The sequence below is a fragment of the Mucilaginibacter sp. A5337 genome (assembly GCF_059690695.1).
On record NZ_JCAWEC010000007.1, the window covers coordinates 360,369 to 385,641 of the forward strand.

General features: G+C 42.2%; 21 protein-coding genes and 1 tRNA gene. 9 read left to right on the forward strand and 13 right to left on the reverse strand.

Going from position 1 to position 25,273, the window contains the following annotated elements:
• Positions 1–193: 193 nt before the first annotated feature.
• Positions 194–267, reverse strand: a tRNA-His gene (locus AC59JO_RS24085).
• Positions 268–390: 123 nt separating this feature from the next.
• Between AC59JO_RS24085 and AC59JO_RS24090 the strand changes: the two genes are divergently transcribed.
• Positions 391–2,484, forward strand: coding sequence for a heavy metal translocating P-type ATPase (locus tag AC59JO_RS24090; RefSeq protein ID WP_497308569.1), 2,094 nt, complete (start codon positions 391–393; stop codon positions 2,482–2,484).
• Between the two features lie 133 nt (positions 2,485–2,617).
• The gene (gene rnhA / locus AC59JO_RS24095) at positions 2,618–3,088 is read left to right on the forward strand and encodes a ribonuclease HI (RefSeq protein WP_413666869.1); all 471 of its coding nucleotides are present in this window, start codon (positions 2,618–2,620) and stop codon (positions 3,086–3,088) included.
• 184 nt (positions 3,089–3,272) lie between these two features.
• Here rnhA and AC59JO_RS24100 read toward each other — a convergent pair whose 3' ends face one another.
• From AC59JO_RS24100 to AC59JO_RS24120, 5 genes are all read right to left on the reverse strand, one after another.
• Entirely contained in the window at positions 3,273–3,764 is a 492-nt protein-coding gene (locus AC59JO_RS24100) for a metallophosphoesterase family protein (RefSeq protein WP_497308571.1), read from the reverse strand.
• 51 nt (positions 3,765–3,815) lie between these two features.
• Positions 3,816–4,520 (reverse strand): tRNA1(Val) (adenine(37)-N6)-methyltransferase, encoded by a 705-nt coding sequence (locus AC59JO_RS24105; RefSeq protein WP_413666867.1) that lies wholly within the window; start codon positions 4,518–4,520, stop codon positions 3,816–3,818.
• A 716-nt stretch (positions 4,521–5,236) separates the two neighbouring features.
• Positions 5,237–5,626 carry an SMU1112c/YaeR family gloxylase I-like metalloprotein gene (gloA2, locus tag AC59JO_RS24110; RefSeq protein WP_413666866.1) on the reverse strand — a complete coding sequence of 130 codons (390 nt, stop codon included), beginning with the start codon at positions 5,624–5,626 and terminating at the stop codon, positions 5,237–5,239.
• Positions 5,626–7,848 (reverse strand): phosphoribosylformylglycinamidine synthase subunit PurL, encoded by a 2,223-nt coding sequence (gene purL / locus AC59JO_RS24115; RefSeq protein ID WP_497308574.1) that lies wholly within the window; start codon positions 7,846–7,848, stop codon positions 5,626–5,628. Before purL ends, gloA2 begins: the two co-directional genes overlap by 1 nt.
• A gap of 1,710 nt (positions 7,849–9,558) precedes the next feature.
• Positions 9,559–11,355, reverse strand: coding sequence for an autotransporter outer membrane beta-barrel domain-containing protein (locus AC59JO_RS24120; RefSeq protein WP_497308576.1), 1,797 nt, complete (start codon positions 11,353–11,355; stop codon positions 9,559–9,561).
• 163 nt (positions 11,356–11,518) lie between these two features.
• Between AC59JO_RS24120 and AC59JO_RS24125 the strand changes: the two genes are divergently transcribed.
• From AC59JO_RS24125 to bla, 3 genes are all read left to right on the forward strand, one after another.
• Positions 11,519–11,767, forward strand: a complete 249-nt coding sequence (locus AC59JO_RS24125) for a hypothetical protein (RefSeq protein ID WP_497308578.1) — start codon at positions 11,519–11,521, stop codon at positions 11,765–11,767.
• 141 nt (positions 11,768–11,908) lie between these two features.
• Positions 11,909–12,409, forward strand: coding sequence for a hypothetical protein (locus tag AC59JO_RS24130; protein ID WP_497308580.1), 501 nt, complete (start codon positions 11,909–11,911; stop codon positions 12,407–12,409).
• A 259-nt stretch (positions 12,410–12,668) separates the two neighbouring features.
• Positions 12,669–13,532: a subclass B3 metallo-beta-lactamase gene (gene bla, locus AC59JO_RS24135; protein ID WP_497308667.1), complete on the forward strand. Its 864-nt coding sequence runs from the start codon at positions 12,669–12,671 to the stop codon at positions 13,530–13,532.
• Positions 13,533–13,711: 179 nt separating this feature from the next.
• Here the strand turns inward: bla and AC59JO_RS24140 are convergent, their stop codons facing one another.
• Complete coding sequence (locus AC59JO_RS24140; RefSeq protein ID WP_497308582.1) at positions 13,712–14,776, reverse strand: cobalamin-independent methionine synthase II family protein; 1,065 nt, start codon at positions 14,774–14,776, stop codon at positions 13,712–13,714.
• 216 nt (positions 14,777–14,992) lie between these two features.
• Between AC59JO_RS24140 and AC59JO_RS24145 the strand changes: the two genes are divergently transcribed.
• Positions 14,993–15,472, forward strand: a complete 480-nt coding sequence (locus tag AC59JO_RS24145) for a YybH family protein (protein ID WP_497308584.1) — start codon at positions 14,993–14,995, stop codon at positions 15,470–15,472.
• Positions 15,473–15,480: 8 nt separating this feature from the next.
• Here AC59JO_RS24145 and AC59JO_RS24150 read toward each other — a convergent pair whose 3' ends face one another.
• Complete coding sequence (locus tag AC59JO_RS24150; protein ID WP_413666856.1) at positions 15,481–15,855, reverse strand: hypothetical protein; 375 nt, start codon at positions 15,853–15,855, stop codon at positions 15,481–15,483.
• Between the two features lie 267 nt (positions 15,856–16,122).
• Here AC59JO_RS24150 and AC59JO_RS24155 point away from each other — a divergent pair, with 267 nt between their 5' ends.
• On the forward strand, positions 16,123–17,166 hold the full coding sequence (locus tag AC59JO_RS24155) for a hypothetical protein (RefSeq protein WP_413666855.1): 1,044 nt from the start codon (positions 16,123–16,125) through the stop codon (positions 17,164–17,166).
• 65 nt (positions 17,167–17,231) lie between these two features.
• Entirely contained in the window at positions 17,232–17,687 is a 456-nt protein-coding gene (locus AC59JO_RS24160; protein WP_497308586.1) for a GNAT family N-acetyltransferase, read from the forward strand.
• 11 nt (positions 17,688–17,698) lie between these two features.
• On the opposite strand, the gene AC59JO_RS24165 is transcribed toward AC59JO_RS24160, so the two are convergent.
• Together AC59JO_RS24165 and AC59JO_RS24170 are read right to left on the reverse strand one after the other, a co-directional pair.
• Positions 17,699–18,232, reverse strand: coding sequence for a hypothetical protein (locus AC59JO_RS24165; RefSeq protein WP_497308588.1), 534 nt, complete (start codon positions 18,230–18,232; stop codon positions 17,699–17,701).
• 117 nt (positions 18,233–18,349) lie between these two features.
• Positions 18,350–19,189 (reverse strand): energy transducer TonB, encoded by an 840-nt coding sequence (locus tag AC59JO_RS24170; protein WP_413666852.1) that lies wholly within the window; start codon positions 19,187–19,189, stop codon positions 18,350–18,352.
• 805 nt (positions 19,190–19,994) lie between these two features.
• On the opposite strand from AC59JO_RS24170, the gene AC59JO_RS24175 reads away from it, so the two are divergent.
• Entirely contained in the window at positions 19,995–21,305 is a 1,311-nt protein-coding gene (locus AC59JO_RS24175; protein ID WP_413666851.1) for an ammonium transporter, read from the forward strand.
• A 254-nt stretch (positions 21,306–21,559) separates the two neighbouring features.
• Here the strand turns inward: AC59JO_RS24175 and AC59JO_RS24180 are convergent, their stop codons facing one another.
• The 3 genes from AC59JO_RS24180 to AC59JO_RS24190 form a co-directional block, all read right to left on the reverse strand.
• On the reverse strand, positions 21,560–22,159 hold the full coding sequence (locus AC59JO_RS24180; protein ID WP_497308590.1) for a DUF4468 domain-containing protein: 600 nt from the start codon (positions 22,157–22,159) through the stop codon (positions 21,560–21,562).
• Positions 22,160–22,231: 72 nt separating this feature from the next.
• On the reverse strand, positions 22,232–23,272 hold the full coding sequence (locus tag AC59JO_RS24185; RefSeq protein WP_413666849.1) for a porin: 1,041 nt from the start codon (positions 23,270–23,272) through the stop codon (positions 22,232–22,234).
• Positions 23,273–23,569: 297 nt separating this feature from the next.
• A complete protein-coding gene (locus AC59JO_RS24190; protein WP_413666848.1) occupies positions 23,570–25,192 on the reverse strand; it encodes an ammonium transporter in 1,623 nt (540 codons plus the stop codon).
• Positions 25,193–25,273 lie beyond the last annotated feature (81 nt).

Consider the following 25,273-nt stretch of genomic DNA (forward strand, 5'->3'; position numbering starts at 1 on the left):
CCCTACGGGTTTATAAGCATGGAGCATTAACGGCTTACCTGGATAAAATCATAGTGGGCAGCAATAATGTAAACCAAACAGCAATGTCTTAATTTGTTTATATAACCCGGATAAATCAAATTTTCCATGTAAAAACTACCCTATGGGCATAAAAAAAGCCCATTTACGTATGTAAATGAGCCTTATAAAAGCGGGTAAGCAATGGGGCTCGAACCCACGACCCCCAGAACCACAATCTGGTGCTCTAACCAACTGAGCTATGCCTACCGTTTCGTTTTCGAGAGTGCAAAAATAGAAATCTCCCGGTTAATTGCAAACTCTTTTTTAAAATTACATTAAGCTTACCCGTTTAATTTAGAATGATTATGGTTAATAAGTATTTTTGTAACTATGGCTGAGCAATTAATAGAACTGAATGTGACTGGTATGCATTGTAATAATTGCGCCATGTCTGTCCATAAATTCCTCGAAAAAAAGGGCTTACATAATATCCTGGTCGATTTTGCCGGCGAAGAGGTAAAATTTTCGACAAACGACGAAGCCAAATTACCCGAAATAAAAAAAGGCATAGAAAATTTAGGATTTAAAGTTGTTGAGGACATCAGCACCCATTCGGTACCGTTTTATGAACGGATAGAAAATAAATTTATCTTCTGCGCCATCTTTACAGCCCCGCTTTTAATGCACATGATATTGCCCTGGCATTTTCTACATCAGCCTATAATCCAGTTGCTGTTATGCCTTCCGGTTTTTGTTGTTGGTTGCGTCCACTTTGGAAAAAGTGCTATCAGTTCACTTAAGGGAGGGATCCCTAATATGGATGTGCTCATTTTTGTGGGCTCATCATCGGCATTTATATATAGCTTTATCGGCACATTACAAAATCTGGGGTCACAATACCAGTTTTATGAAACCTGTGCTACAATAATTACCCTTGTACTGCTGGGCAATGTTTTTGAAAAACGCTCGGTAAGTCAAACTACCTCCGCCGTAAAAGACCTTATCAAATTTCAGGAGGTAAATGCTAACCGGATAATAAATGGAAGCATTAAGGTAATTAATGCCAAAGAAGTTCGTCCGGGAGATACATTGCTGGTTAACCAGGGTGATAAAGTGCCAGTTGACGGCGAGATCCTTTCAGGTCAGGGCTCGGTTGATGAGGCCATGCTTACCGGCGAAAGTATCCCTGTTGAAAAACAGAAATATGACAAGGTTATCGGCGGAACCATACTGATTAGCGGCAATTTCCATATGCTGGCCACCCGTGTTGGTTCAAATACCATCCTCGCTCAAATCATCGACCTGATGAAGAAAGCGCAGGCAGCAAAGCCACCAGTACAAAAACTGGGTGACAGGGTTGCAGCTATATTTGTACCTGCCGTTATACTAATAGCGCTGATTACCTTTATGCTTACCTATTTTATGGGCAGCGCCGGCTTTCAGCATGCTATGATGAATGCAATTGCTGTGCTGGTGATCTCCTGCCCCTGCGCAATGGGCCTGGCCACGCCTACCGCCGTTATGGTTGGTTTAGGCAGGGCCGCAAAAAATGGCATCCTGGTAAAAGGCGGCGATACCATTGAGGCAGTTACTAATACCAAATATGTAGTATTTGATAAAACAGGCACCCTTACCACCGGGAAGTTTATTGTTAATGAAATAAGTATTGAGGACGGCGTCGATATAGAGCATATCAGGGGGATGATCACAGCTATTGAAGAGCGTTCCAATCATCCGATAGCCAAATCGCTTGTAAACGGATTGAAAGGCCTGCCTCAACGAAAGCTCATTTTAAAATCGGTTAAGGAAGAAAAAGGCCTGGGCATGCGGGCCGAAGACGTAGAAGGCAATCATTACTTCTTGGGCACGGCCAAGGCAGGCAATAATGGCTATTTTAACCTGGTGCTTTATAAAAACCAGGTACTGATGGCCCAAATAGCAGTTGACGATCAGATAAAACCCGAAGCTGGAACGCTTATAACCCAGCTTAAACAAATGGGTATTGTTCCTGTGCTGTTAAGTGGCGATAAAAAAGACCGTTGCCTTAGTGTCGCCAAGCAATTAGGCATTACCGAGGTACATGGCGAAAGACTTCCTGAAGAAAAACTGAAGGCGATAGATATCTATAAACAAAAGGGCAAAACCATTATGATTGGCGACGGCATTAATGATGCCCCTGCCCTAACCCACGCCGATGTTGGCGTATCGATGAACGATGCAAGCCAGGTTGCCATTCAGTCGGCCAGTGTGGTACTCCTTAATACCGACCTCCAATCGGTGATCAAGTTTTTACAGATCAGCAGGCATACACTGCTTACCATAAAACAAAATCTATTCTGGGCTTTCGCTTATAACATTATAGCGATTCCTGTAGCCGCCATGGGATTCCTTAATCCCATGGTTGGCGCATTGACCATGGCATTTTCGGATGTAGTGGTCATTGGAAATTCATTGAGGTTGAAGATTAAGAGGGTTGATAGATAATAGGTCATGGTTCATGGCAGCTTTTTAGTCTTATTAGTTTTAGAGGATAGGCTAAAGTTTGTTACTTTTGAAACTTGATATTAATCCGGTTCCTGACTATGATCTATGAACCATCAACCATGAACTATTCTACATGATCGAGATTTTTACAGACGGGGCTTCAAGCGGGAATCCGGGGCCGGGTGGTTATGGGGTGATATTGCGTTCGGGACAACATTACAAAGAGTTATCCGAAGGGTTTCGCAAAACAACCAATAACCGGATGGAGTTACTTGCCGTTATCAAAGGGCTGGAAGCTTTGAAGGCTCCCAATCAGGATGTAATAATCTTTTCCGATTCTAAATACGTTATTGACGCTATCGAAAAACGTTGGGTTAATGGCTGGGTAGCCAAGGGCTTTGTGGGCAAAAAAAACAAAGATCTGTGGATGCGTTATTTAGAGATCAGTAAGCTTCATAAAATTAAATTCACCTGGGTAAGGGGGCATAACGGTCACCCGGAAAACGAGCGTTGCGATCAGTTAGCCGTAGCAGCAGGCAAACGCCCTCCCCTGCTTATCGACTCTGTTTTTGAGGCTGAGAACGCAAGGGCTGGGATGATGTGATTAAATCGCCTATTCACAATCTGTCATTTCGACGAACCTAACACGGAAAGTGCGTGGGCGGTGAGGAGAAATCTTCTACGCCCTGCTTTAAGCCATTATGGTCGCTTTGCAAAACGCATAAGATTCCTCTTTCGACCCAATGCTCAACCCCCTTCGGCTCAATCGAAATGACATTTTTTATTTCCTAACCAGCCAGCTCAATAATTTGCAAATCCTGGATTTTATCACCATCAATATTAAACCTCAACAAAGTACGTACCTTGTGCCAGCCCTGTTTGCCTGCCGCACCGGGATTCATGTGCAGGCAGTTGATCTTTTTATCAAACATCACTTTTAAAATATGCGAATGGCCTGTGATAAATAACTTGGGGGGATTGCTATAAATTTCGGCTTTGATATTTTGGCTGTATCTGCCGGGATAGCCGCCTATGTGGGTCATCCACACATCCACGTCTTCGCATTTAAAACGCAGGTGCTCGGGATAAACTATTCTTACGTCCTTATCATCAATATTACCATAAACGCCTTTTAGGGGCTTAAAGGCGGCCAGTTTATCTGCCAGTTCAATGGTACCAAAATCGCCTGCGTGCCAGATCTCGTTACAGTTTTCAAAGTGTTTAAAAACGGCGTCGTCGAGGTAGCTGTGGGTATCGGAAATTAGGCCTATGCAGGTCATGGGGTAAAGATAGAATTAAAGAGTCAGGAAATTAAGAATCAAGACGAGGCCTCAAAATATTATCAGAAAATCTTTTAACAACTCACAGTACATTTCCGTGTACACTTTTGGTTCGCTGTAAATAATAAACTTATCAGCAGTTAGCGGTTCATCGCTCTTCCCAAAAGCAAGAATTTCCCTGTGCGCTGCGTCCTCCTTAAAAGAGTGTATGGTGATTATTTTTTTCAGGAAAAGTCCATGCTGCTTGATCAGGTCTTTAACTAATTCCGATGTATCTACGGGTAATATTAACCAACCAGTCCCTTGCTCCGTAAGCTGTGTGGCAACTGTTGATACCAATCTCTCAAAAAAACCATCTGCAGCATGCTTGGCCAAATTTGTTTTAATCCCCGGCGATTGCAGGGAGTTAATATAAAACGGGGGATTTGATACGATGAGATCAAATCTCTTTTCAGGATGATCTTCAAAAAATTCCTCAAACCCTTTTGCGTAAAGTGCTAACCTGTTTTTAAATGGCGAATTGCTAAAATTATCCTTAGCCGTTATAGCAGCCTGTTCATCAATTTCAACTGCATCAATAATCGCGTTAGTAAATCGTTGAGCCAGCATCAGGGCTATGACACCTGTTCCGGTGCCTATATCCAGAATGTTTAATGGCTCACCTTCGCCGGCCATAGCGCCGAGCAATACTCCATCGGTATTGATCTTCATGGCACAGCCGGTTTGGTCAACGCTGAATTGTTTAAAACGAAACATCGGGCGAAGTTATCTATTCGTTGGGAATAAACTATATTTCTGCCAAATAACAACATCGGCCCGCTCATTCGCCGCGGGAAGGGCTTTTTCTTTTTCTTGATAAAAAGAAACAAAAATCAAGACAAAAAAATGCTTCCCCCCGCAGGCCATACTCCCAGGCCCGCTTTTTTGTCAGGCCTTTGCCCGCTTTTGTTTTGGGGTTAGTAACAATAATATGTCATTGTGCAGCGTGGCAATCGCTTACTATACAGGGCGGCCATACTTCCGTGCGGTTGCCACGCTGTGCTCGCAATGCCATGGTTTTAAGTCTTGTCTTTTACCTCTTGATTTCTTGCATCTTCCCTTCCCTCCGTCAGCAGGAAAGCTTCGGGCGAAAGCGGGCAGAACAATGGTGGCCTGTGCGGCTGCAGGGGCATAGCAAGTTTTTGCAGAAGCGTTGGGAAAGTGCGAACCGGGGCAAAATAATTGCAGCCCGTGGTTCTGACCGCTTTGCAGGGTAAAGGCCCAAGCAATGGGCACAGGGGCGGGCGGGCGCAAAGAAGCCTCCCTGCTGACTTGACTTTTTGGTTACTTTTGTGTCAAGACAAAAGTAACAGCCCTTCCCGCGGCAATTGAGCGGGACAATGACGATTAATACCAACTAAGGTTATTGAAAAACGAAACAGACCTGTCCTGTGGGTTGCCGAAATAAATTCGGTATGTCGAAATTTAATTATCTATCGCTCGTACAACTCCAGCGGTAAACCATCCGGATCTGCAAAAAAAGTAAAACGTTTATCCGTGCATTCATCTACACGGATAGGTTCAATTTCCACACCAAAAGAAGCTATATGTGCTACGGCTTCATCCAAATCATCAACCTCAAAAGCCAAATGACGCAGACCTGCAGCTTCGGGCCGGGATGGCCTTGCAGGTGGATCGGGAAAAGAAAAAAGCTCGATCTGATAGAGGTCGCCCACTTCCAGATCAAGCTTGTATGATTGTCGTTGTTCACGGTAAACTTCGCGAACTATTTTTAAGCCGAGTACCTCAGTATAAAACTGTTTGGATTTTGCGTAATCCGAACAGATGATAGCAATATGATGTACCCTGTTTAGTTTTAACATTATTCTCCTAAAATACCGTGAAGGATATTATCGTGAACCATTTTCAGATCAATAACATGACCAAAAGCTTCTTCGTCGACAGTTAATGCTCCGTTGGTTACCGTACCTAACAAGGTAAACTCAACTTCGCTGGTAGCCATCACCTCAACAAAACGCTCTTCTTCTTCAGGAGCAACACTTACCACTACCCTGCCCTGTGCTTCGCCAAACAAGAAAGCATCTTTACGGATGCTATCGTCAGAAGCAATCTCGAAACCAAGACCATTAGGCATTGATGACTCTAACAGGGCAATGTATAAACCACCATCAGCAACGTCATGAGCCGATTCAATCACTTTGTGCGCAATCAGTTCCTTAACGGTTTGCTGCATATCGTATTCTTTATCGATATCGAAATACGGTGCAGGTGCTTTAGTTATTTTATGCCATGAGGCAAGGTATTGTGATGAAGCGATATCATTAACCGACTCGCCGATCAGATAGATCTGGTCGCCGGGCTGTTTAAAATCCGCAGTCATGATGTTATCAACGTTGTCCATTACACCCAGCATACCAATAGTTGGCGTAGGGAATACCGAGCCACCATCGGCAGACTGATTATAGAAACTTACATTACCACCGGTAACAGGAGTTTCAAACTTGCGGCAGGCATCGCCCATACCTTTAATGGCGCTTACAAACTGCCAGTAAACTTCCGGAATGTAAGGGTTACCAAAGTTTAAGCAGTTGGTAATAGCCACTGGCTCGCCACCGGCGCAGGTAATATTACGTGCAGCTTCGGCAACGGCAATAGCAGTACCTTTGTATGGGTCGGCATATACGTAGCGCGAGTTACAGTCGGTAGTTAATACGATGGCTTTGTCGGTGTCTTTAACGGCAACAACAGCAGCATCGCATGAGCGGTTAGCAGTCATGGTTTGTACGCCTACCATGCTATCGTACTGATCGGTTACCCAACGTTTTGAAGCAATATTAGGGTGACCAACCAAATGCTCGGCAACCTCAACCAGGTTTGCAGGCTCAGCAACGTCATCGATATTAAATTTCTGGTTTTCGGCAAAGTAAGCAGGCTCGCGGTATTCGCGCTGGTAAACCGGGGCACCGCCACCTAATACCAAGTCATCGGCAGGTACATCGGCAACTTTTTCGCCGTGCATAAAGTATTCTAAACGTTTGGTATCGGTAACTTCACCAATAATAGCGCAGTTCAGGTCCCATTTGTCAAAAATGGCTTCAACCTCTTTTTCTCTGCCTTTATGAACTACGATCAGCATGCGTTCCTGTGATTCAGAAAGCAGGATCTCGTAAGGTTTCATATTGTCCTGTCGGGTTGGTACTTTATCCAGGTCGATCCGCATACCGTGCTCGCCTTTGGCGCTCATTTCAGAGTTTGAGCAGATGATACCGGCAGCGCCCATATCCTGCATACCAACAACAGCACCGGTTTTAATTACCTCAAGGGTAGCTTCCAGTAACAGTTTTTCCTGGAACGGGTCGCCTACCTGTACGGCAGGAAGGTCGTTCACCGAATCTTCAGTAATATCCTTAGAAGCAAAGGCGGCACCATGGATACCATCTTTACCTGTAGCCGAACCAACGATATAAACCGGGTTGCCCACACCGTATGATGTAGCAGAAACGGTTTCGCCTGCCTTAACAATACCAGCCGACATAGCATTAACCAGCGGGTTAACATTATAACAATCGTCGAAAAATAATTCACCGCCTACGGTTGGGATCCCGAAAGCGTTACCATAGTGGCTGATACCTTTAACCACACCTTTAACTAACCATTTTGTTTTGTCGAGACTTAAGTCGCCAAAACGCAGGGAGTTAAGCTGTGCGATAGGCCTTGCGCCCATGGTAAAAATATCGCGATTGATACCGCCCACACCGGTAGCGGCACCCTGATAAGGTTCAAGGGCCGAAGGGTGGTTGTGCGATTCGATCTTAAAGGCACAGCCAATGCCGTCGCCAAGGTCAACAAGACCGGCGTTTTCTTCACCTGCCTTAGCCAGCATCCGCGGACTATCCTTAGGTAAAGTTTTAAGCCAGGTGATTGAATTTTTGTATGAGCAGTGCTCGCTCCACATAACCGAAAAAATAGAAAGCTCGGTAAAGTTGGGCACACGTCCTAATATTTCATTTATACGTACAAATTCTTCGGGTAAAAGGCCCAGATCTTTAGCGGTTTCAACGGTAGTTAATTCCTGGTGCTCCAATGTAATATTGTTTTATTTGAAAGGATGCGCAAAAGTATGAAAAAAGGCGGAAAGGGAAAAGGTTAAAGGCGAAAGGTTTGGGAAACGCTCACATGAGTATCAGATACACTGTAACAAAACGGCTGTCCCAATTTTTTGATTCTCAAAAAAAATAAAAAAATCTCCGGTGTCCTTTTTAAAAAAAATGAGCATGTCCCAAATTTTGAATGTAAAAACGCGGGACACCTTTTTCTTGAAACACTTTGATAATCAAACAATTGACTTTTTGCTTGAAACATAGTTAAATAGCTAATAATCAGAATTTAAAACTTTTGAGGGTATAAATCGGCGTTAAAATTCAGACTTTTACCTGCCGTTTATTTTGCTTGATTTTTTAAGATTTTTGCGATTTTTTTGAAATCAGCGCTTCAGGTTTAAGGGACAACGACAAAATAGCGACACCATTGTTATGGTTTAAATCATTAAATTAAAGTCTTAAACTTTCCTTTTGCTGGCGCGAGTATGCAGGGTGAGGTTGAGATGTGGGGTGCTCGTGACTTTTCTAAATCAGGTAGTGGCTAATCTTATAACTTATAACCTTGATGATAAAAAGTCACGAGTACTCCACGCTTTTGCCAGCGCTGCATACTCGCGCCAGTTGGGGCAGCCTTGCGGCAGCGTTTTAGATTTTTTGCTACCGCAAGGCGGTGCCTTGTGGTCATTGTGCTGTGTCTTGAATTTGCTTGTGGTAGCAGAGTAGTCGTGTTATTTTTTTAAAGAATAACCTGCATAGACCTTTTGTCACTAATCCTCATTATTAATTCGTACATATTGGGTAAAGGAAAAGCAGTACATTAACTACCAAAAGCGTACAATAAGCTACCCGCCTATTTGCTATACTAAATGAAATCATGCCTAAAAGCGATACAATAAATATGGATAAGTAAATAACATACCACATTTTAGATTGATAGATTGAATAGGCTGAAAAAAAATCGCTACCAAAGGGATAATCACTATTTCCGTAAAAAACATTATACAATTCAGCAATATTAAACAGCAAAAAGATAATTGGAATAATATTGATCAGAGCTAACCTCAGTGTTATTTGATTATTCATTTTTCTATATAATTTATAGATCGGTCGGTTGGTGCATTTTTAGATCTCGTATTTTAGATTTGAAGGATACCGAACCTGTAAAAGTACTGTATTATTGTTGCCCAGGAACTTTTCTGCCCCCCTTTGCTGGCGCATGCGTGTCGCGTGTGTTCTGCTTGAAGAGCATACATGCGATAAATAATGACAGCCGGTTATCGTTAGATTAATAATCGTAAACTTAGCATACAAAGGTACGCCTAATTTATAAATAGACTTAGTTTATGAGACACACGCGACACGCGTGCGCCTGCGGAGGGATTAAGTTCCTTCATTGGCATCAGTTATTTACTTATCGTCCGGTTTGATAATTTTTGTTACTTCGTTAATAATATTGTTTGTTTCGGGCGAATCTTTATTATTGATATAGCCTGTTTGTCCGGCTTCGAAAATCGATCTTGAAACCTCACGCATTAATAGGCTACTTTTACTGGCGCGAGTATGTGGGTTGAGGTTGAGCTGTTGGGGGTACTCGTGACATTCCAAATCAAGTAGTGGCTCATATAACCTTGATATAAAAGTCACGAGTATGCCACGCTTTTACCAAAGCTGCATACTCGTTCCAGTTAAAGCTGTTATTTTATTAATGTGTATTTCCCGGTTACTGTACCACTTGGTGTAGTTGTATAATTTATGGTAAAACTTGTACTTGTTATGCCCGTTATATACCATCCGCTGGTACCGATACTATTTGTAGGAGTCCATAGCACGTTGGATGGCGTGAAACCAGGATTGGTAAAACTGACATTAACACTTGCGGCGCCCGTAAAACTGGTTGATGACGGCCCTTGTACTACTGTAGCGTAAGTGGGCGTTATCCACCCCGGAGTGCCGGAAGTATTGCTAAGGAGTTGCCCGGATGTACCGGCAGCAGTTGTAAGAAGCGATTTATCTCCCTGGTAAACTATACCATTCTTTACGCCACCTTTTGGTAAAAGATTTATCAAGCCTGTTTTCACGGTGGTACTGCTGCTCACCAACCCAAATACTTGCGGCGAAGTACTTGAAATCACATATTGGACATCTCCAAAATACCCACTCCCCAGCGTATTGTATTCCCCTACAGTGTCGGCCCTTGCAGTTGTTGTAGTTGCATCATCATCCAAAAGCGTTAATGCATCACTATAAAAGTTCACATTAGATTCAAACCATATGGCCCGGTGCAGATTAGGGGTTACCGCGGCATCTTTCCAGGCATTATTAACAGTTAAGTTTTCCGCAATCGCATTTTTATTCTTCGTTATCTTAATTCCGTACTGGCCCGAATTTTTAGAAGTAATATTCCTCAATACGGTCATCGTATTGGTATCTATCGCCACACCGAGGGTACCACTGGTATCAACAGCAATTTGAGCGGCGTTTATAAAATTGGTGTTATATACATAGAATCCTTTTTCCTGCGAACGTTTTACCGCGACATTATTCAGATATACGCTGCCTGCTCCGGTTACGGTAACACCGTTTTTAGTACCAACAACGCCCCGGCCAGTCAATACGCCGCCATGCCTTACGTTCCCGTTAGCAATAAATATATTTGTTGGCCGATAAGTAACGGAAGATTCTTTCGCGACATAAATTCCGGGGCCGCTCGTACTGTCTATCATAAAATTGGTGATATACACGTCGGAAGTGCCGTTTATTGCAATACCACGGGCGTAAGATTGCTTAAGAATTAAATTTGTTATGGTTGCCCTTTCCAAGGGGAGTTTGCCTGAGGACTGAAAAAAAGCCATTGCATCATCCCCTGTATTTTTAGTTATCAGCCCGTTTAATTGAACATTCTGGCAAGAATAAAAACTACACCCATCGGCCATTGTATTAGTTATCACAATATTGGATACCTGCGGGTTATAGCAGAGATTAAATAATAAACCAACACCTCCGCTTCCATTAACCGTTATATTATTAACTACAATATTTTGCGCCATTCCAACATTAATGGAGTGCAGGTTATTTCTTGTACTGGGGAGAGTCGCAAACTCAACATGGATGTTTTCTAATCGTGCACCCGTGCCGCCCAAAAAGTTAAATCCTCCCTGCGCTTTCTGAAACTGAAAAATGGTGTTAGCCCCACATAACAAATGTCCCTGGTAGTTTTGAATTTTCAGATAGCCTTGCCCTCCGTGCGTAACACTGTCATTAACAATTTTATATACACCCGGAGGAACATAGATATCTGAATTGGGATGATTAATAAATAAAGAATCTAACTTATTATAATTGTCTGCCAGGGATGGACTAACACCATAATCTGTTGCATTCAAAAAATGATTATCAGGCGCCTGGCCGAAAACAGAAACTGATATAAATATTAAAGTTATTACAGCTAATGATTTTAATAAAAAATGGTTTAGGCTTTTCATTGTTTTCATGGTTTATGGTTTATGGATGAGTGAAACTTGTGTAGTACAATGTAAGCAAAAAAAGCAATTAATCAATATTATTTACTATTGACTTGAAATAATATTTATTAACAATACATATAAAAAATACACTTTACATTAATTCAGTGGCGATATAAAGGATGAGGTAGAGATGAGATCCTATCGTGACTTACAGCTTTTGCTGCCGCACCTCATCTGGCGCGCGAATGTAACGCCGGAAAAAAGTGTAGTGTACCCATCACCTTACAGCAACCATGAACAATTGCCATTCCCACAATTAATCACTAATTTTATTCAAACCGATTATAAAACTGAACATAATTACAATGGCCTCCGCCCTGCTGCCGCAAGCGTCCTCGCTTGTGGCCCGCGTTCAGGTCATAAATTTGCATGGCTGTAGAACTTAGCATGATGCCCACAAGCGAGGACGCTTGCGGTAGCGTAAGGCACAAGTGTATAGTTGCTATGCTGGTTACGGTGATGAAGAATTATTAGCATAAGGCAACCCGATAGCATGTACCGGCAAATACAAGTTAAGCCAATGTCAATCTTTATAAAAATCGTATCAACAGCGTTGCTTATCATAAGCACAGCGAGTTCTTTTGCTCAAACCGGCAGCCAATCTCCATCAAACATAAACTCAAAGCAGGTGGTGATCTACCGGTATAATCCGCATCACAAAAAAGACCATAAAGTTAAAGCCATAGCATTTTTGGCGGCTAAGTGTTATTACTTTAAAAAAGTGCCGCATGTTAAAATAGGCAAACCCCTATCAGCCGAAAACGGTAAATACATAGCTGATGCCGCCATGACCAAATTCATGGGTAATTTGACCGCCAAAAACTTCGAAAACATCAACAAGCGGGAGTGTAATTGCGGCGGTATTAGTGAGGAAACGTATGTTATAGAGATAAGCCCCGACGACCGATCTGCGAGCAAAAAGATTTTTTATGTTCCGGTAGTTACTAACTGTCCGGCTAATTCGCTGTGCGCGGTTATTGGCACCATTACAGGGTTCTTTTCAAAACTGAAACAAAAATAACACGAAGCTCCATCGCCCTGTGGATCGCGTTGGATAAAGAACATGCGATACTGCATAAGTTACAAAGCGAGGCTTATTGCAGCCAAATAAAGAACTCACGAATTGATTAAACAAAAAGCCGTCCCCGGCTTCCCATTAAACTAATTAGCTTTTTAAGATTTTGTTGCTCGATAGCTATTGTACAGACGCCTGCAGATGAATAATGCCCGGCATAAGAAAATAAAATGATTTCTTTGTCTTTTTAAAGATTACCAAAATGATACGAACGCTCATCCTGCTATTTTTTATCTGTAACATTTTAATTGTTCAGGCGCAAAAGGTAGTCGAGCCATCGGCAGAAAAGCATCCCGAATGGTCACGGCCATTTCCACCATTTCAAATTGCCGGTAATCTTTATTATGTGGGCACTGCCGATCTGGCTTGTTACCTCATCACCACTTCAGGAGGAAATATCCTGATCAATACCGGACTTGCATCGTCCAAAACACAAATTATAGCAAACATCAAGGCCCTGGGCTTCAGAATTTCGGACACAAAAATTCTTTTAACAAGCCAGGCCCACTTTGATCATATGGGCGCCATGGCGGCGATAAAGAAGGTAACAAAAGCCAAAATGATGGCAGACGAAGGCGACGCAGCGGTGGTAGCCGACGGGGGCCTTTCTGATTATAACCTTAAAGGAGATGTGTGCACATTTACACCTGTAAAGGTAGACCGCATTTTACACAATGGCGATAGTATCACGTTGGGGAATATGAAACTGACCTTACTTCACCATCCTGGCCACACAAAAGGTTCGTGCAGTTATTTGTTTGATGTAAAGGATAGTAAACGAAGCTACAGGGTTTTGATAGCTAATATGCCTACTATAGTTACCGATAAAAAGTTTTCGGCTATTCCCTCTTATCCCGGCATTGCTAACGACTATGCTTATACCTTGAAGGCAATGAAGGGTTTAAAATTTGATATCTGGTTAGCATCCCACGGCATCCAATTTGACCTCCTCAGCAAGCATAAACCCGGCAGCCTTTATAATCCGGCAGTTTTTGCGGCCAAGAAGAATTATTACGATCAGATCGATGAGCTGCAAGCCGAATACGATAAAAAAATAGCGGCAAAATAATTTTCTGGTCGAAGTTTAGCGATAGCGTAACTTCGACCTAAAATAAGTTAAGCTTTCAGCTTAACTTATTCTGTTCAAAAAAATGTCAACTCCCCCTCCCGCAAGCAGGATGCTTGCAGGGTTTTAGGTCCAAGTTATGCTGTCGCTAAACTTGAACCAGTATTAGTAAAAGCTCTTCTCTACCGTCCCAATACCTTCTCCGCCAGTTTAGTACCCTCAACCCTTGCCCGGATCTTTGCAAAAGCAATTTCCCTCGCGGTCGAAGTATCATCGCCAAATGGCGAAAAGCCGCAATCATCGGTAGTGCCGAGCTGCTGAACGGAGATGATCTGTGCCGCTTCGAGGATCAGGTCGCTTACCTCCTCGGCGGTTTCTACTTTGGGGTTAATAACATCGGTAACACCCAGAAACACCCGCTGACCTGCGCCAAGGTTTTCCTTTATCGCATTTAACACCGTTTCCTTGTCCTTTTCGGCAGCATATTCCAGGTAAAAATTACCGGCGTGCAGTTTAAACAACAGCGGGAGCAGCTCGGTATAAGGTATATCGGCGCTGTGGGTAGAATCATGGTCGCCGCCGGGGCAAGTGTGTACGCCTATTTTCTTTTGTTCTTCGGCCGTAAAGCGGTCGAGCACCTGGTTGTTGAGATCAATAAAAGCCGACAACAGTTGCTTGCTCGGGTCTAACTTAATAGCAAGGCGAGCTTCAGTAAAATCAATTTGTACATTGTATGCGCCGCTTTCAAGGCATGAGCGGATATCGTATGCCGCATCATTCACCAAATCGTTCAGGAACTGATCGCGCGAATAGCCATTAATACCCTCCTGCGGATAAAGCAGGCTCATGGCCGAGCAGGAAATAACAGCCTGCTTCACCGGCAAATTGGAGTACTTTTTGGCCCGGTTCAGGTACGAATTTGCAAAAGTGGTATAATGAAACGGCCCTGCGGTTAGCTTTGGCAACTGGCGGGTATGGCCATCGGCAAAGGGGATCACTACACCATCTGCGGCGAAGTTTTTAAAGCCCTGCATAGGGTAAGTAACAAAGCTTGGTTTTGATTGCTCACCATCGCTTATTACGGGCGAACCGGTAGCTTCCAGTTCCATAATAGTTTCGCGGGTAGCCCGATCAAACAGGTTATTTAATTCATCGGCTTTAATTTGTCCGCCGGCAAAAGCGGTCATGGCTTGTTGTAAATAAACCGGGCGCGGAATGCTCCCGATGGGTTCGGTAAGTATTTTCATATATAGGTAAGATTGATTCATAAAGTTAACAAACGAAACCTACGGTAAAGCATTAAGGATAAATAAATTATGATAACTTAATACATCTTACATCAATATCAGTTCCAATCATCCTTCCTAATCCGCATCTTATCAATTTACAAGATGCAATCATCAATTTCTAAAACTAACAGCTTCAATATTCACTATTTTGTTGTCATTAAATCAATAACTGAAATGAAAACATCACACTGCCTTATCTTATTCCTTTTAATATTTTGCGGTTGCTGTTCACGTCAAAGTGATAACCTTGCCAGCGATAAAATCGCGCTTGAGAAAACCAAAGCCGCTTTTGCTGATGCTTTTACGCGCAGCGATGTGAAAGCATTAGTAGCCTTGCACCATCCCGATATTGTTAAATATTTTGGTGGCAGCAATGTGGTTACCGGCAGGGCCGAATTGGCTAAAGGATTAACTGCCATGTTCCGTACCGCCAGAATGGAATTAATTCAGAACCAGGTTGAAAGCACCACCTTCAACGGCAACACCATCATCGAAACCTGCATCTTCGCCTTCAGAAGTACTCCAATAAATGGTGGCAAACCCTCAATTGGCCGCGGAAGGGCAATGACTGTTTTTGTTAGATATAAGGATAGCCCTTATGGTTGGGTATCTATAAGAGAGATGGCACAGGCTGCTCCGGAGGTTACGAAATAAATCTCAATTTAGTGAGATTTTCTTCGTCTGCGCATTTCGCTTAAAGACATCGTTTTGTCTTCTGCAATGTCCCAATACCTAATGACAAAAGTTTTAGCATCAACTTCATACCATTCATAAGTTCGTAACTGAAACCCAAGATTCTCACTTATTGATACACGGTAATAATTATGCTCTTTAGTAGGCGTATCTTGAATTAGCGCCTTTAATAACCCTGGAATTTTATGTGTTTTTCGATATTGATTTGCCTGCTGCACCTCGGGCAACGCATTGATAAGCTTCAGTACCTTTCGTTCTGTAGCATTTGTCGCTGCTCCATATTCCTGCCCGTAAGCGGAATCAAAAAATAACACCATAACTACCACTAAGATTAAAATCTTCATAAACATTCAGCTTAATTAAAGATAGCTGATTTTCGTTATCTGTACTGCAAATGTGATGATTCCAACAATTTTGAACAATTTACATTCACGTAAAAACCGCACATTCAAAACGTGATTTAACGCATTGTTTTTCAATAATTTATATCGAATTTTATTTCATATCAGCGGCCGACCGCCATACAGACTTATATACCGGCAAGCGGTTTGCATCATGCATACGCAATTGTCCAAATACCACACTTATTACAGTTTTTTAAGGCGAAACAAATGAAACCACGTGATCATAGTTTTTGGCCGTTTACACCAAAGGTGAGTATCATTACGGCCGTTGCAGTTTTGTTAATACTGTTGTTTATCACCAGTATGCTGCGTGCTTACACAGGTTGGCCGCCCGACTCATCTAACAACACTGTTTTAATCGGCATTTTTGTTCTTAGCCTGCTGCCCATCGTACTTGCAATTCTTAACGTGGTTATTGAACGGGGCGGCAGCATAGGCTATGGCGATCTCAAGATCGATTTTTCAAAAATTCAGCAGCTATCAAATTCGGGCTTTACCGTACCTGCCAATATCGGGGTACGCGGTCAGTATGTTGCCGATAGCGGCACTTCTAATATTCTGGAAACTTTGCGCGCAGCCACCTCTTCGGGCGTTGCCGTGATTGATCTTGAAGATGGCCATGCCTGGTGGGAAACCCGGCTGTTAGTTTTATTGGCTGGTGCCGATCGCCTTAAAAAACCTGATAAAATTGTTTTTACAGCAACTGATGAAGTCAGACAACAAATTTATTTAGGCTGGGCCCGGCCCGGCGACCTGTTGGAACAGTTATTAAAAGAAGACCCGCGATATTTAAAAAGTTTTTATGCTTCCCGTGCAGCAGCGGCACAATGGGCCTTGTTAGGTCCGTTAGAGCCCTTGCCACCTACCAGTTATTATGCAATTCCGCCGGCTCCCCCCTGGATGCAAGGTGCCCTTGCCTTAAACCACAGCTGGATGGCATTTTCAACTACCACAGGCCTACCCAATGAACTCCTGTCCGAACAACTTTTACAACATGAACTTGGCGAAACTATTGAAAATAAAGGCGATGCCAAACACATCAGCATTATTCACCTCGATGAAGTATTTAAACCAGTGCTTATAAAAAAACAGATCGATAAAAACTGGAGTAACGAAGAGCAAACAAATGCCCTGTTTACCAACGAAGAACCTTTTATTGTGATAACAGAAAGCGGAAAATATTCGGCAATAGTTTCAACCCAGGCTTTGTATAACGGGATATTAAAAGGCATTACGGATAACAAACGATAAGGCATTTAAAACGCAATAAAACCCGGCGGCATATTTCATTGAAGAAACTGTTATTTTAGCCTCCGATGAAAACCCCCATTCTTAAAAGAACAAATAGTGATAATCCCGATTTCAGGCTGCTTATTACAGAACTTGACGCCGATTTACGCCTTCGCAATGGCGAAATGATGGATTTTTACGACCATCATAATGTTATCGAAAAAAACAACACGGTAATTTTAGCTTATATAGATGATAAGCCAGCCGGTTGCGGATGTTTTAAACCTTTCGATACGGGATCGATAGAAGTTAAAAGAATGTTTGTTCGACCAGATGCAAGAGGAAATGGCATTAGCAAAATGGTTTTAACCGAACTGGAAACCTGGGCCCGGGAGCTGGGGTTTAAATCTGCGGTGCTTGAAAGTGCCGGCAAACAGGTAGAAGCGCATAGCTTATACCTAAAATCGGGTTATGAACGGATACCTAATTACGGACAATATGAGGGCTTACCTTATAGTTTCTGCTTCAAAAAAACGTTGTAATGTTCACAGCCTTAGTTTAAAATAATCTGCGGAAGATCGTACCGTTTAGACATATCATCTATAAAAAGCTTTTCAATTAAGGTATTCAGATACTTTGCATCAGCTTCGGCCATGGGGAAATTCATGTTATAAAGTTCAAAAGGCGTATTGTCAATCTGTTTATAGGAACCAAAACTGCACAATACACAACCCGGGCAGTTTTTGTACAAACTATGGCTGATGATAAGCCTGCTTTGCAGCCGTTTGATTACATACCTTGTTTTAAACAAACCATAATTGTGCTGGTAACTAACCGACCGCGTATTAATGATTAGGTTTTCACATCCGCAAAAATTCCACAATGAATATTTTATCAGTGATATAAAAAGCAACAGGAAACAGATAGTCATCTGCGGAATTTGCCAGATTATACCTAAACCAATAATTGTTAAAATAAATAAATTACCTAAAACCAGCACCACTTTTCCCCAAAGCGGGTTACTTACGTTTACAGAAACATAAACGCATTCGCTATTGCTGTAAATTTCAGATTTAGGCTTATTCATTGCTTTTGTAACCGGTATTGCTAATATACAAAAAAAGCCCCGCGTAAACGGGGCCTAAACACAGTTAGCAACAATTTATAACACACACCTAATTAAAAACATAACACCAATTATTATTTATTCTTCTGTCGCTAACTGAAAGCTTATTGGGATACTGTACCTAACCCTTACGTTCTGCCCATTTTGTACGCCGGGTTTCCAGGCTTTGGCCAGCTTCAATACACGGGTTGCCTCTTCATCAAAACCATAACCAGCCCCACGGTCAACCTTAATATTGGAAAGCGAGCCGTCTTTTTCAATAATAAAGCTCATAAATACCCTGCCCGAAACACCGGCATCTTGCGCGGCACCCGGAAAACGCAGGTTTTTTTGCAAAAATTTAGCCCAGGCGGCCGCTCCCCCAATAGGTTCGGGCATAACTTCAAGCCCATCTATTGTATGAACGCCATCATCTACTTTAGGAGCGGTACCAGTTCCGCCGGGAGTGCCGTCATCTTGCTTTATTACATTACCCGTACCTGTAACTCCTTCCGAATCTTTAGAACCTATAGCAACATTTTTCAGTTCTTCCATTGTTGGCGGCTCTGTCGGAGGATTTGTCGGAACTATATGCGGAGTTGTAAGACCTTTAGTTTCAACAGGAGCAGCGGCTTTTTGCGGCTGTGCTGCGGCAGGTGGATCAGGTTGTTTTGGTTTAGCTTCTACAGGGGGCTTAGGTATTGAAGGATCAAGTTTCACTTCAATCATCCGGCGGTTATCCACCGGTTTTGGCTTTGCCTTAAAAATAATAGCTGCTGCCGATAAAAGTGCTACTGCAGCAAAGGCAATACTCATAGACTTAGTCATGGTGCGCCCATAGTTTTGTCTTAATTCATAAGCGCCATAATTTTTGTTGCGATGGTCAAATACAAGGTCGAGCCACTCGGCATTGTACAAATCAAATTTGGTGATAAGCATAGTTTCAGAATTAAATTTTACTAATAACGAATACACTTATATTATATTTTGCAAAAAGTAGAAAATATTCAAAATAATTTCGCCTAATTTTTCATCAGATTTTCATCTCCAATAAAAAACCATCAAAACAACGATAACCATTAAAAAAATGGCTAAAAATCATTTATTAGTTAATAACAAAACAAAATTCATCACAAAAACACCACTTAATTCATAATTTTACTACACAAAACATCAAAAATTTAAAATATTTTAAAAAAAATCACATTTATTTTAATTTTTTATTACTTTTAGATATGGTTAACAGGCTTTACAAACTTATTGCCTTATTTTTTCTACTCTTTAGCGGATTCCAAGCATCTGCAAAGGGTGGATTATACCATTACTACCATAAAACAACAAAAAAAACCACTGTATCTGCTACAATACCGCATCACAATCCTTTTTTAGAGTTTGTATTAAATAATGTACCGGCTCCGGTTATTAATGTACAGCAACACAGGGGTGCACATTCATTACAGGCGTTTGTGGCAACGCCCGGCAGTTACACAATTAGATTTAAGTACCTTGATTTTACTTGCGGACTGGATACAAGCAAACTATCTCAATTTCGCAAGCTCATCCTTTTCCCGTTTCACGACTTTTGGTAGGCAAAAAACAATAAACCAACCCTCATGCTCTGATTAAGCATGCAGGATTTATTGTTTTTTAAAAAAATTTAGTTTTAATGCTGTCCGGTATTTTTGATTGGATACCGGGCAGTATTATTCAAACTTTCATTTTTTCCTCCCTTTAAACCCGAAACATGAAAAAATTCATACCATTTGGCATACTTTTAATTGTAATTGTATTAGCCCTTATATACCCTTCAGTTACCCTTACAACCGTTAAAGACAGCAAAATTGACACCGGCGACACCGCCTGGTTATTAGTAAGTACCGCCCTTGTATTAATCATGACCCCCGGTTTGGCATTTTTTTACGGCGGCATGGTGAGCAAAAAAAACGTACTATCAACCATGCTGCAAAGCTTTGTTTGCATGGGCGTAATTACAGTTATATGGGTAATATTTGGCTTTAGCCTTGCCTTCGGCGAAGATGAGTTTGGCGGCTTTATCGGCAACCCCGGCACATTCTTTATGATGAAAGGAACACTAGGCAATGCCACCTGGGAACTTGCCCCAACTATCCCATTGATCCTGTTCGCCATGTTCCAGTTAAAATTCGCGGTGATTACCCCGGCCCTTATTACCGGCGCATTTGCCGAAAGGATCCGCTTTAACTCATACGTAATTTTCCTTTGCCTGTTTATGGTATTCATATATGCGCCCTTAGCTCACGCCACCTGGCATCCAAAAGGCTTCCTTTTCGGAAAAGGTGTACTTGACTTTGCCGGCGGAACCGTGGTACACATGAGTGCAGGCTGGGCAGCTTTGGCATCAGCAATATATTTAAAAGGCCGTAACGAAACCTCGCACAACCCTGCCCGTATCAGCTATGTATTATTAGGTACAGGCTTATTATGGTTCGGCTGGTTTGGCTTTAACGCCGGCTCGGCATTAGGATCAGGCACATTGGCGGCAACCGCTTTGGCAACTACAACTACAGCATCAGCTGCAGCTGCTATGGCCTGGATGTTTTTTGATATCCTTCGCGGTAAAAAGCCAGGCGTATTAGGGGCTTGTATCGGCGCTGTTGTAGGCCTTGTAGCTATCACTCCGGCAGCGGGCTTTGTAACTATCCCTCACTCATTAATTATCGGTATCGTAGCAGCTGTAGTGAGCAACCTGGTTGTGATCTGGAGAACCAAAACCAGCATCGACGATACGCTCGACGTATTCCCTTGCCATGGCGTGGGCGGTATGGTAGGCATGCTCTTAACCGGCGTTTTTGCGCACCAAAATGTAAACGCCGCCAACACAACCGGCAATGGCTTATTTTACGGCGAAACACATCTTTTCTTAGTTCACTTAATTACATTGATTGGCGTATCAGCCTTTGCTTTCATCGGCTCATTCATTTTATTAAAGATCACCGACATGATCAGCACATTACGTGTAACACCCGAAGAAGAGCTTGCAGGCCTTGATATCAGCCAGCACGACGAGGAACTGTAACCAGACCCTACCCCATACCTGATTAAACCCAATTAACAACATAAAAAATAAGCCGCACCTTGTAAAGGTGCGGCTCTTTTATTTTCAGTTTAAATTTCAGTTGAGAAGCTTTACGTAGAGACGCATCACATGCGTCTCCCGCAGGATAAGCCGCTTTGCAAGTCATTAAGTCCAGGAATTTGCATGCGGGAGACGCACGTAATGCGTCTCTACATTTTTAAACAGTTAAACAACAGCTTCTTAGCAAAAATCCACTACCAATCCTTAGTAGAAATTTTATTTACTTTTTTGGGCTCCTGCTTTTTAACCAGCGATGAAACTTTAAGCATATACAACTTTAGTTTATCCCCCACTTGCTTGCTATTGGCCAACACCTGATCTAAGCAGGCATTAAAATCAGCTCTTGATAATTTTGCCGATGCCTTTTCGAGCGGAACATCACCGCCAGGCACTGGCTCTGAAGATCCGTATCGGTTACGCTGGTAAGGCTGATAAACAAAATCGGTAAGCCAAAACCGGTATTTTGAATCTTTTACCTCAATTCTTAACGTATAGCTCAACGACCCGCCATCGCTATTACTTACCAGTCCTTTTTTTGAAACCATATAACTGCCCGCGGCCGTTAGCGAATAAGCAGCTTTATCACTTTTTGAAAGCGCGAGCGTTTTTTTAGGATATGCTGTAGTTAAAAAATACAAGCCGCGGTTATACAAGGTATCTGCATTAGCCCCCGGCTGATCAACAAGCTTATAGTAAATATATTTATCCCGCTCATCAAACGATAAAGAATCCTTTTGAGCAAATACCATCCCCGAATAAAGGATAGCAGCCAGGGCAAGCAGCAAATTTTTCATATACAAATATAAAAAGCCGTTCCGGGTTTATCCGGAACGGCTCGTGATAAAAATAGATTAAATTATATTTTTTTAGAACGCGTAAACAGCAGCTACAGCAAACTGACCGGCTGATTTTGAAGGATCGCCGGAGTGATTCAGGAATGAAGTAGATGAGCCGTGATCTAACCTGATTTCAGGAATGAAAGTAAGCGGACCTGATTTGATATTTGCAGTAAAGGTAAACGCTTTAACATTTTGTCCCGGAGGAGGGCCTAAAGTTACTAAATCACCTTTTTTAGTTTTAAAGTACTCGCCCCTTAAACCTAATGTTACTGTTTTTGACACTGCTAACTGCGGATATAAAGCAACACCGCTAAAGCCGCCGCCATCATGCGGAGCCGAATAAGTAGCGCCGTTTAAGCCCAATTTAAAGGCATCAGTAATTTGATAAGCAGTTGTCAAATCAACTTCGGTACCCGATGTGCTTCCGGTAGCAAGGTTAAGATAAGCAGTCCATCCTTTTACAGGAGATACAAACAATTGCGAACCGAACGTATTAACTTTTTTTGTTGAAGTGTAATTGTTCCAGGTATCGTTAAAGATGCCGGCCATTAAACTTACTTTATCGCTAAATGCATAAGTTAATTTAACACCAGGATTTTGGAACGGACCATTGGTAAACAGGTACGAAGTAGAGTAGTTAAAGTTACCTACCGGACTAATCACTTCATAACCAATAAATGTTGCCATATAACCACCGGTAAGGTTTAATTTATCGGTTAGATCATATGATACATACAAGTTTTGAATGTGAAATGAATCACCATTAGGACCATTTGGAATTGACTGGGCCTGACCACGCGGACCAAACGAAAGCTCACCAACAAAAGCTGCTTTTCCAACTTTTTTCTTTAAACCCAGGTCAATCATACCTATCGACACTGAATTATGATCACTTGCAAAACTGGTAGGGATTTGTGAACCCTTATCAGAAAAATCATACTTATAATAGGTATCTACCGAACCGTAGATCACCAAAGGGGCATCCGAAGTTGTTTTAACAGTATCCTGGGCCTTAACCGTAAAGGCCGCAATTGAAAATAATGAGAAGAGTAAAAATACTTTTTTCATGATAACGATTTAATTGTGAATTGATAAACTATTTGTTAATTGTTGTTTTTTGGGATAATTACGATGTTATTATTTGATTATCAACACCTTGCAATTAAAAGGATCATTTATGTGTCGGCATAAAAAATCCCTGTACGGTTGGCAACGTTCATTTAAAGTTTTAAGTCATCAGTTTTTAGTGCCAAGTCAAAAAAATGAACTTTTGACTTTAAACTCAGTACTACTGACTTAGTACTACCACTCTCCAACCGCACAAGGCATTAATATCTCTGTTTAAGCTGTTAAGCTTATATATGATCAGGCTTCAGAGGCAACTTTAGCACCTTTATCAAAAAGACCGCTTAAGCTGATTTCATCGTCCTGAACAGGGTAAACTTCAATACCGTGATCGAATACGTCGATACCACCTGCACCTGTTTCACCATGCTCTTCGATACGCAATTTCCATGGATGACCTAATTTGTTGATCACAAACATCATCACGAATGTTATTACAAACACTGCAAGTGTAATGGTCAAGCTACCGATCAGCTGCGCTTTGAATACATCAAAACCACCGCCGTAAAACAAACCGGCTACCGGAGCAGAATTATCAGCACCGGTTGGGCCTGTGGCACCATACTGACCTGATGCAAATAAGCCTAATGATAAAGTACCCCAGATACCGCAAAGACCGTGTACCGATACTGCACCAACCGGATCATCGATACGGAACCACTCGATCAGGTAAACACCTGCAAATATTACAAAGCCGGCAACTACACCCAACAGGATAGCACCCAGCGGGCTTACCCAGTAACAAGGGCAGGTAATTGCAACAAGGCCACCTAAAAATCCATTAATTGTAAAGGCCAAATCAAATTTTCCTTTAGTTGGGCCAAACCATAAAGCGGCAAGCATAGCTGCAAAACCACCGGCACAGGCTGCAAGCGTAGTATTAGCAGCAACACGGCCAATACCCTGCATATCCATTGCTGATAATGTTGAACCAGGGTTAAAACCATACCAACCAAACCAAAGTATAAAACCACCTACAGCAGCAACCAATAAGTTGTGACCAGGAGGCAAACCGCCTTTTTCTTTATCGTCGCGGGCAAATATACGGCCTAAGCGCGGGCCTAATACCATTGCACCTGCCAGCGAAGCAACACCACCAATAGTGTGTACCACTGTTGAACCTGCAAAGTCACGGAAAGGCTGAGCGCTTATTGATTTGAAGAAACCAGAAGTTCCCATTGTAGCAAGGAAACCATCCGGTCCCCAGGCCCAGTGACCGATAATAGGATAGATAAAGCCGGTAATACCGATACTGTAAAGAATATCGCCACGGAAGCTGGTACGACCGATCATTGCACCTGACACGATAGTTGAGCAGGTATCAGCAAAAGCGTACTGGAAAATCCAGTGTGCCAATACCGGAATACCGGTTGAACCGTAAGTTTCAGGAGTATTTTGAAGGAAGAACCAGTTTGTAATGGTTTTGCCGTCGGCACCTAAACCGCCCCAGCCAATAAAACCATTACCATTGCCAAACATAAAGGCATAACCTACGGCGTAAAATAGCAAACCACAAAGACAAGTATCAAAAATACATTCCATCAGCACGTTCACTGTTTCGCGCTTGCGGGCAAAACCAGCTTCGAGCATAACGAAACCCGCCTGCATACCAAATACCAAAAAGGCAGCAACCAGTGTCCAAACAGTATTAACTGTGTTAATTAATGCTGTTTCATGGGCGGTGTATGTTTCGGCAGCGTTAGCTTTTGTACCAAATACACCTGGCAAAACCATCATTGCGGCAAATACCAGCAATAAGCCAATCATTTTCCCTGTAAAAATGGTTGCTCCCAGCGCCCATTTTTCACGTGTCAGCTGTCGGACTGCACTTAGGAAGTTGTGTTTTGTAGAACCTACTTTCATCGTTTAATTTAGTTTGATTGTTTTTTAAAAATTAATTAGTTTGATTGTTGTATTAAATTTAGTTTGATTGCTATTCTTAGT

What these genes read in the sequence shown, in the direction of transcription:
- AC59JO_RS24090 (WP_497308569.1), top strand. Translation starts at nt 391, where the DNA reads ATGGCTGAGCAATTAATAGAACTGAATGTGACTGGTATGCATTGTAAT.
- rnhA (WP_413666869.1), top strand. Translation starts at nt 2,618, where the DNA reads ATGATCGAGATTTTTACAGACGGGGCTTCAAGCGGGAATCCGGGGCCG.
- AC59JO_RS24100 (WP_497308571.1), bottom strand. Translation starts at nt 3,764, where the DNA reads ATGACCTGCATAGGCCTAATTTCCGATACCCACAGCTACCTCGACGAC.
- AC59JO_RS24105 (WP_413666867.1), bottom strand. Translation starts at nt 4,520, where the DNA reads ATGTTTCGTTTTAAACAATTCAGCGTTGACCAAACCGGCTGTGCCATG.
- gloA2 (WP_413666866.1), bottom strand. Translation starts at nt 5,626, where the DNA reads ATGTTAAAACTAAACAGGGTACATCATATTGCTATCATCTGTTCGGAT.
- AC59JO_RS24120 (WP_497308576.1), bottom strand. Translation starts at nt 11,355, where the DNA reads ATGAAAACAATGAAAAGCCTAAACCATTTTTTATTAAAATCATTAGCT.
- AC59JO_RS24125 (WP_497308578.1), top strand. Translation starts at nt 11,519, where the DNA reads ATGAGATCCTATCGTGACTTACAGCTTTTGCTGCCGCACCTCATCTGG.
- AC59JO_RS24130 (WP_497308580.1), top strand. Translation starts at nt 11,909, where the DNA reads ATGTCAATCTTTATAAAAATCGTATCAACAGCGTTGCTTATCATAAGC.
- AC59JO_RS24140 (WP_497308582.1), bottom strand. Translation starts at nt 14,776, where the DNA reads ATGAAAATACTTACCGAACCCATCGGGAGCATTCCGCGCCCGGTTTAT.
- AC59JO_RS24145 (WP_497308584.1), top strand. Translation starts at nt 14,993, where the DNA reads ATGAAAACATCACACTGCCTTATCTTATTCCTTTTAATATTTTGCGGT.
- AC59JO_RS24150 (WP_413666856.1), bottom strand. Translation starts at nt 15,855, where the DNA reads ATGAAGATTTTAATCTTAGTGGTAGTTATGGTGTTATTTTTTGATTCC.
- AC59JO_RS24155 (WP_413666855.1), top strand. Translation starts at nt 16,123, where the DNA reads ATGAAACCACGTGATCATAGTTTTTGGCCGTTTACACCAAAGGTGAGT.
- AC59JO_RS24160 (WP_497308586.1), top strand. Translation starts at nt 17,232, where the DNA reads ATGAAAACCCCCATTCTTAAAAGAACAAATAGTGATAATCCCGATTTC.
- AC59JO_RS24165 (WP_497308588.1), bottom strand. Translation starts at nt 18,232, where the DNA reads ATGAATAAGCCTAAATCTGAAATTTACAGCAATAGCGAATGCGTTTAT.
- AC59JO_RS24170 (WP_413666852.1), bottom strand. Translation starts at nt 19,189, where the DNA reads ATGCTTATCACCAAATTTGATTTGTACAATGCCGAGTGGCTCGACCTT.
- AC59JO_RS24175 (WP_413666851.1), top strand. Translation starts at nt 19,995, where the DNA reads ATGAAAAAATTCATACCATTTGGCATACTTTTAATTGTAATTGTATTA.
- AC59JO_RS24180 (WP_497308590.1), bottom strand. Translation starts at nt 22,159, where the DNA reads ATGAAAAATTTGCTGCTTGCCCTGGCTGCTATCCTTTATTCGGGGATG.
- AC59JO_RS24185 (WP_413666849.1), bottom strand. Translation starts at nt 23,272, where the DNA reads ATGAAAAAAGTATTTTTACTCTTCTCATTATTTTCAATTGCGGCCTTT.
- AC59JO_RS24190 (WP_413666848.1), bottom strand. Translation starts at nt 25,192, where the DNA reads ATGAAAGTAGGTTCTACAAAACACAACTTCCTAAGTGCAGTCCGACAG.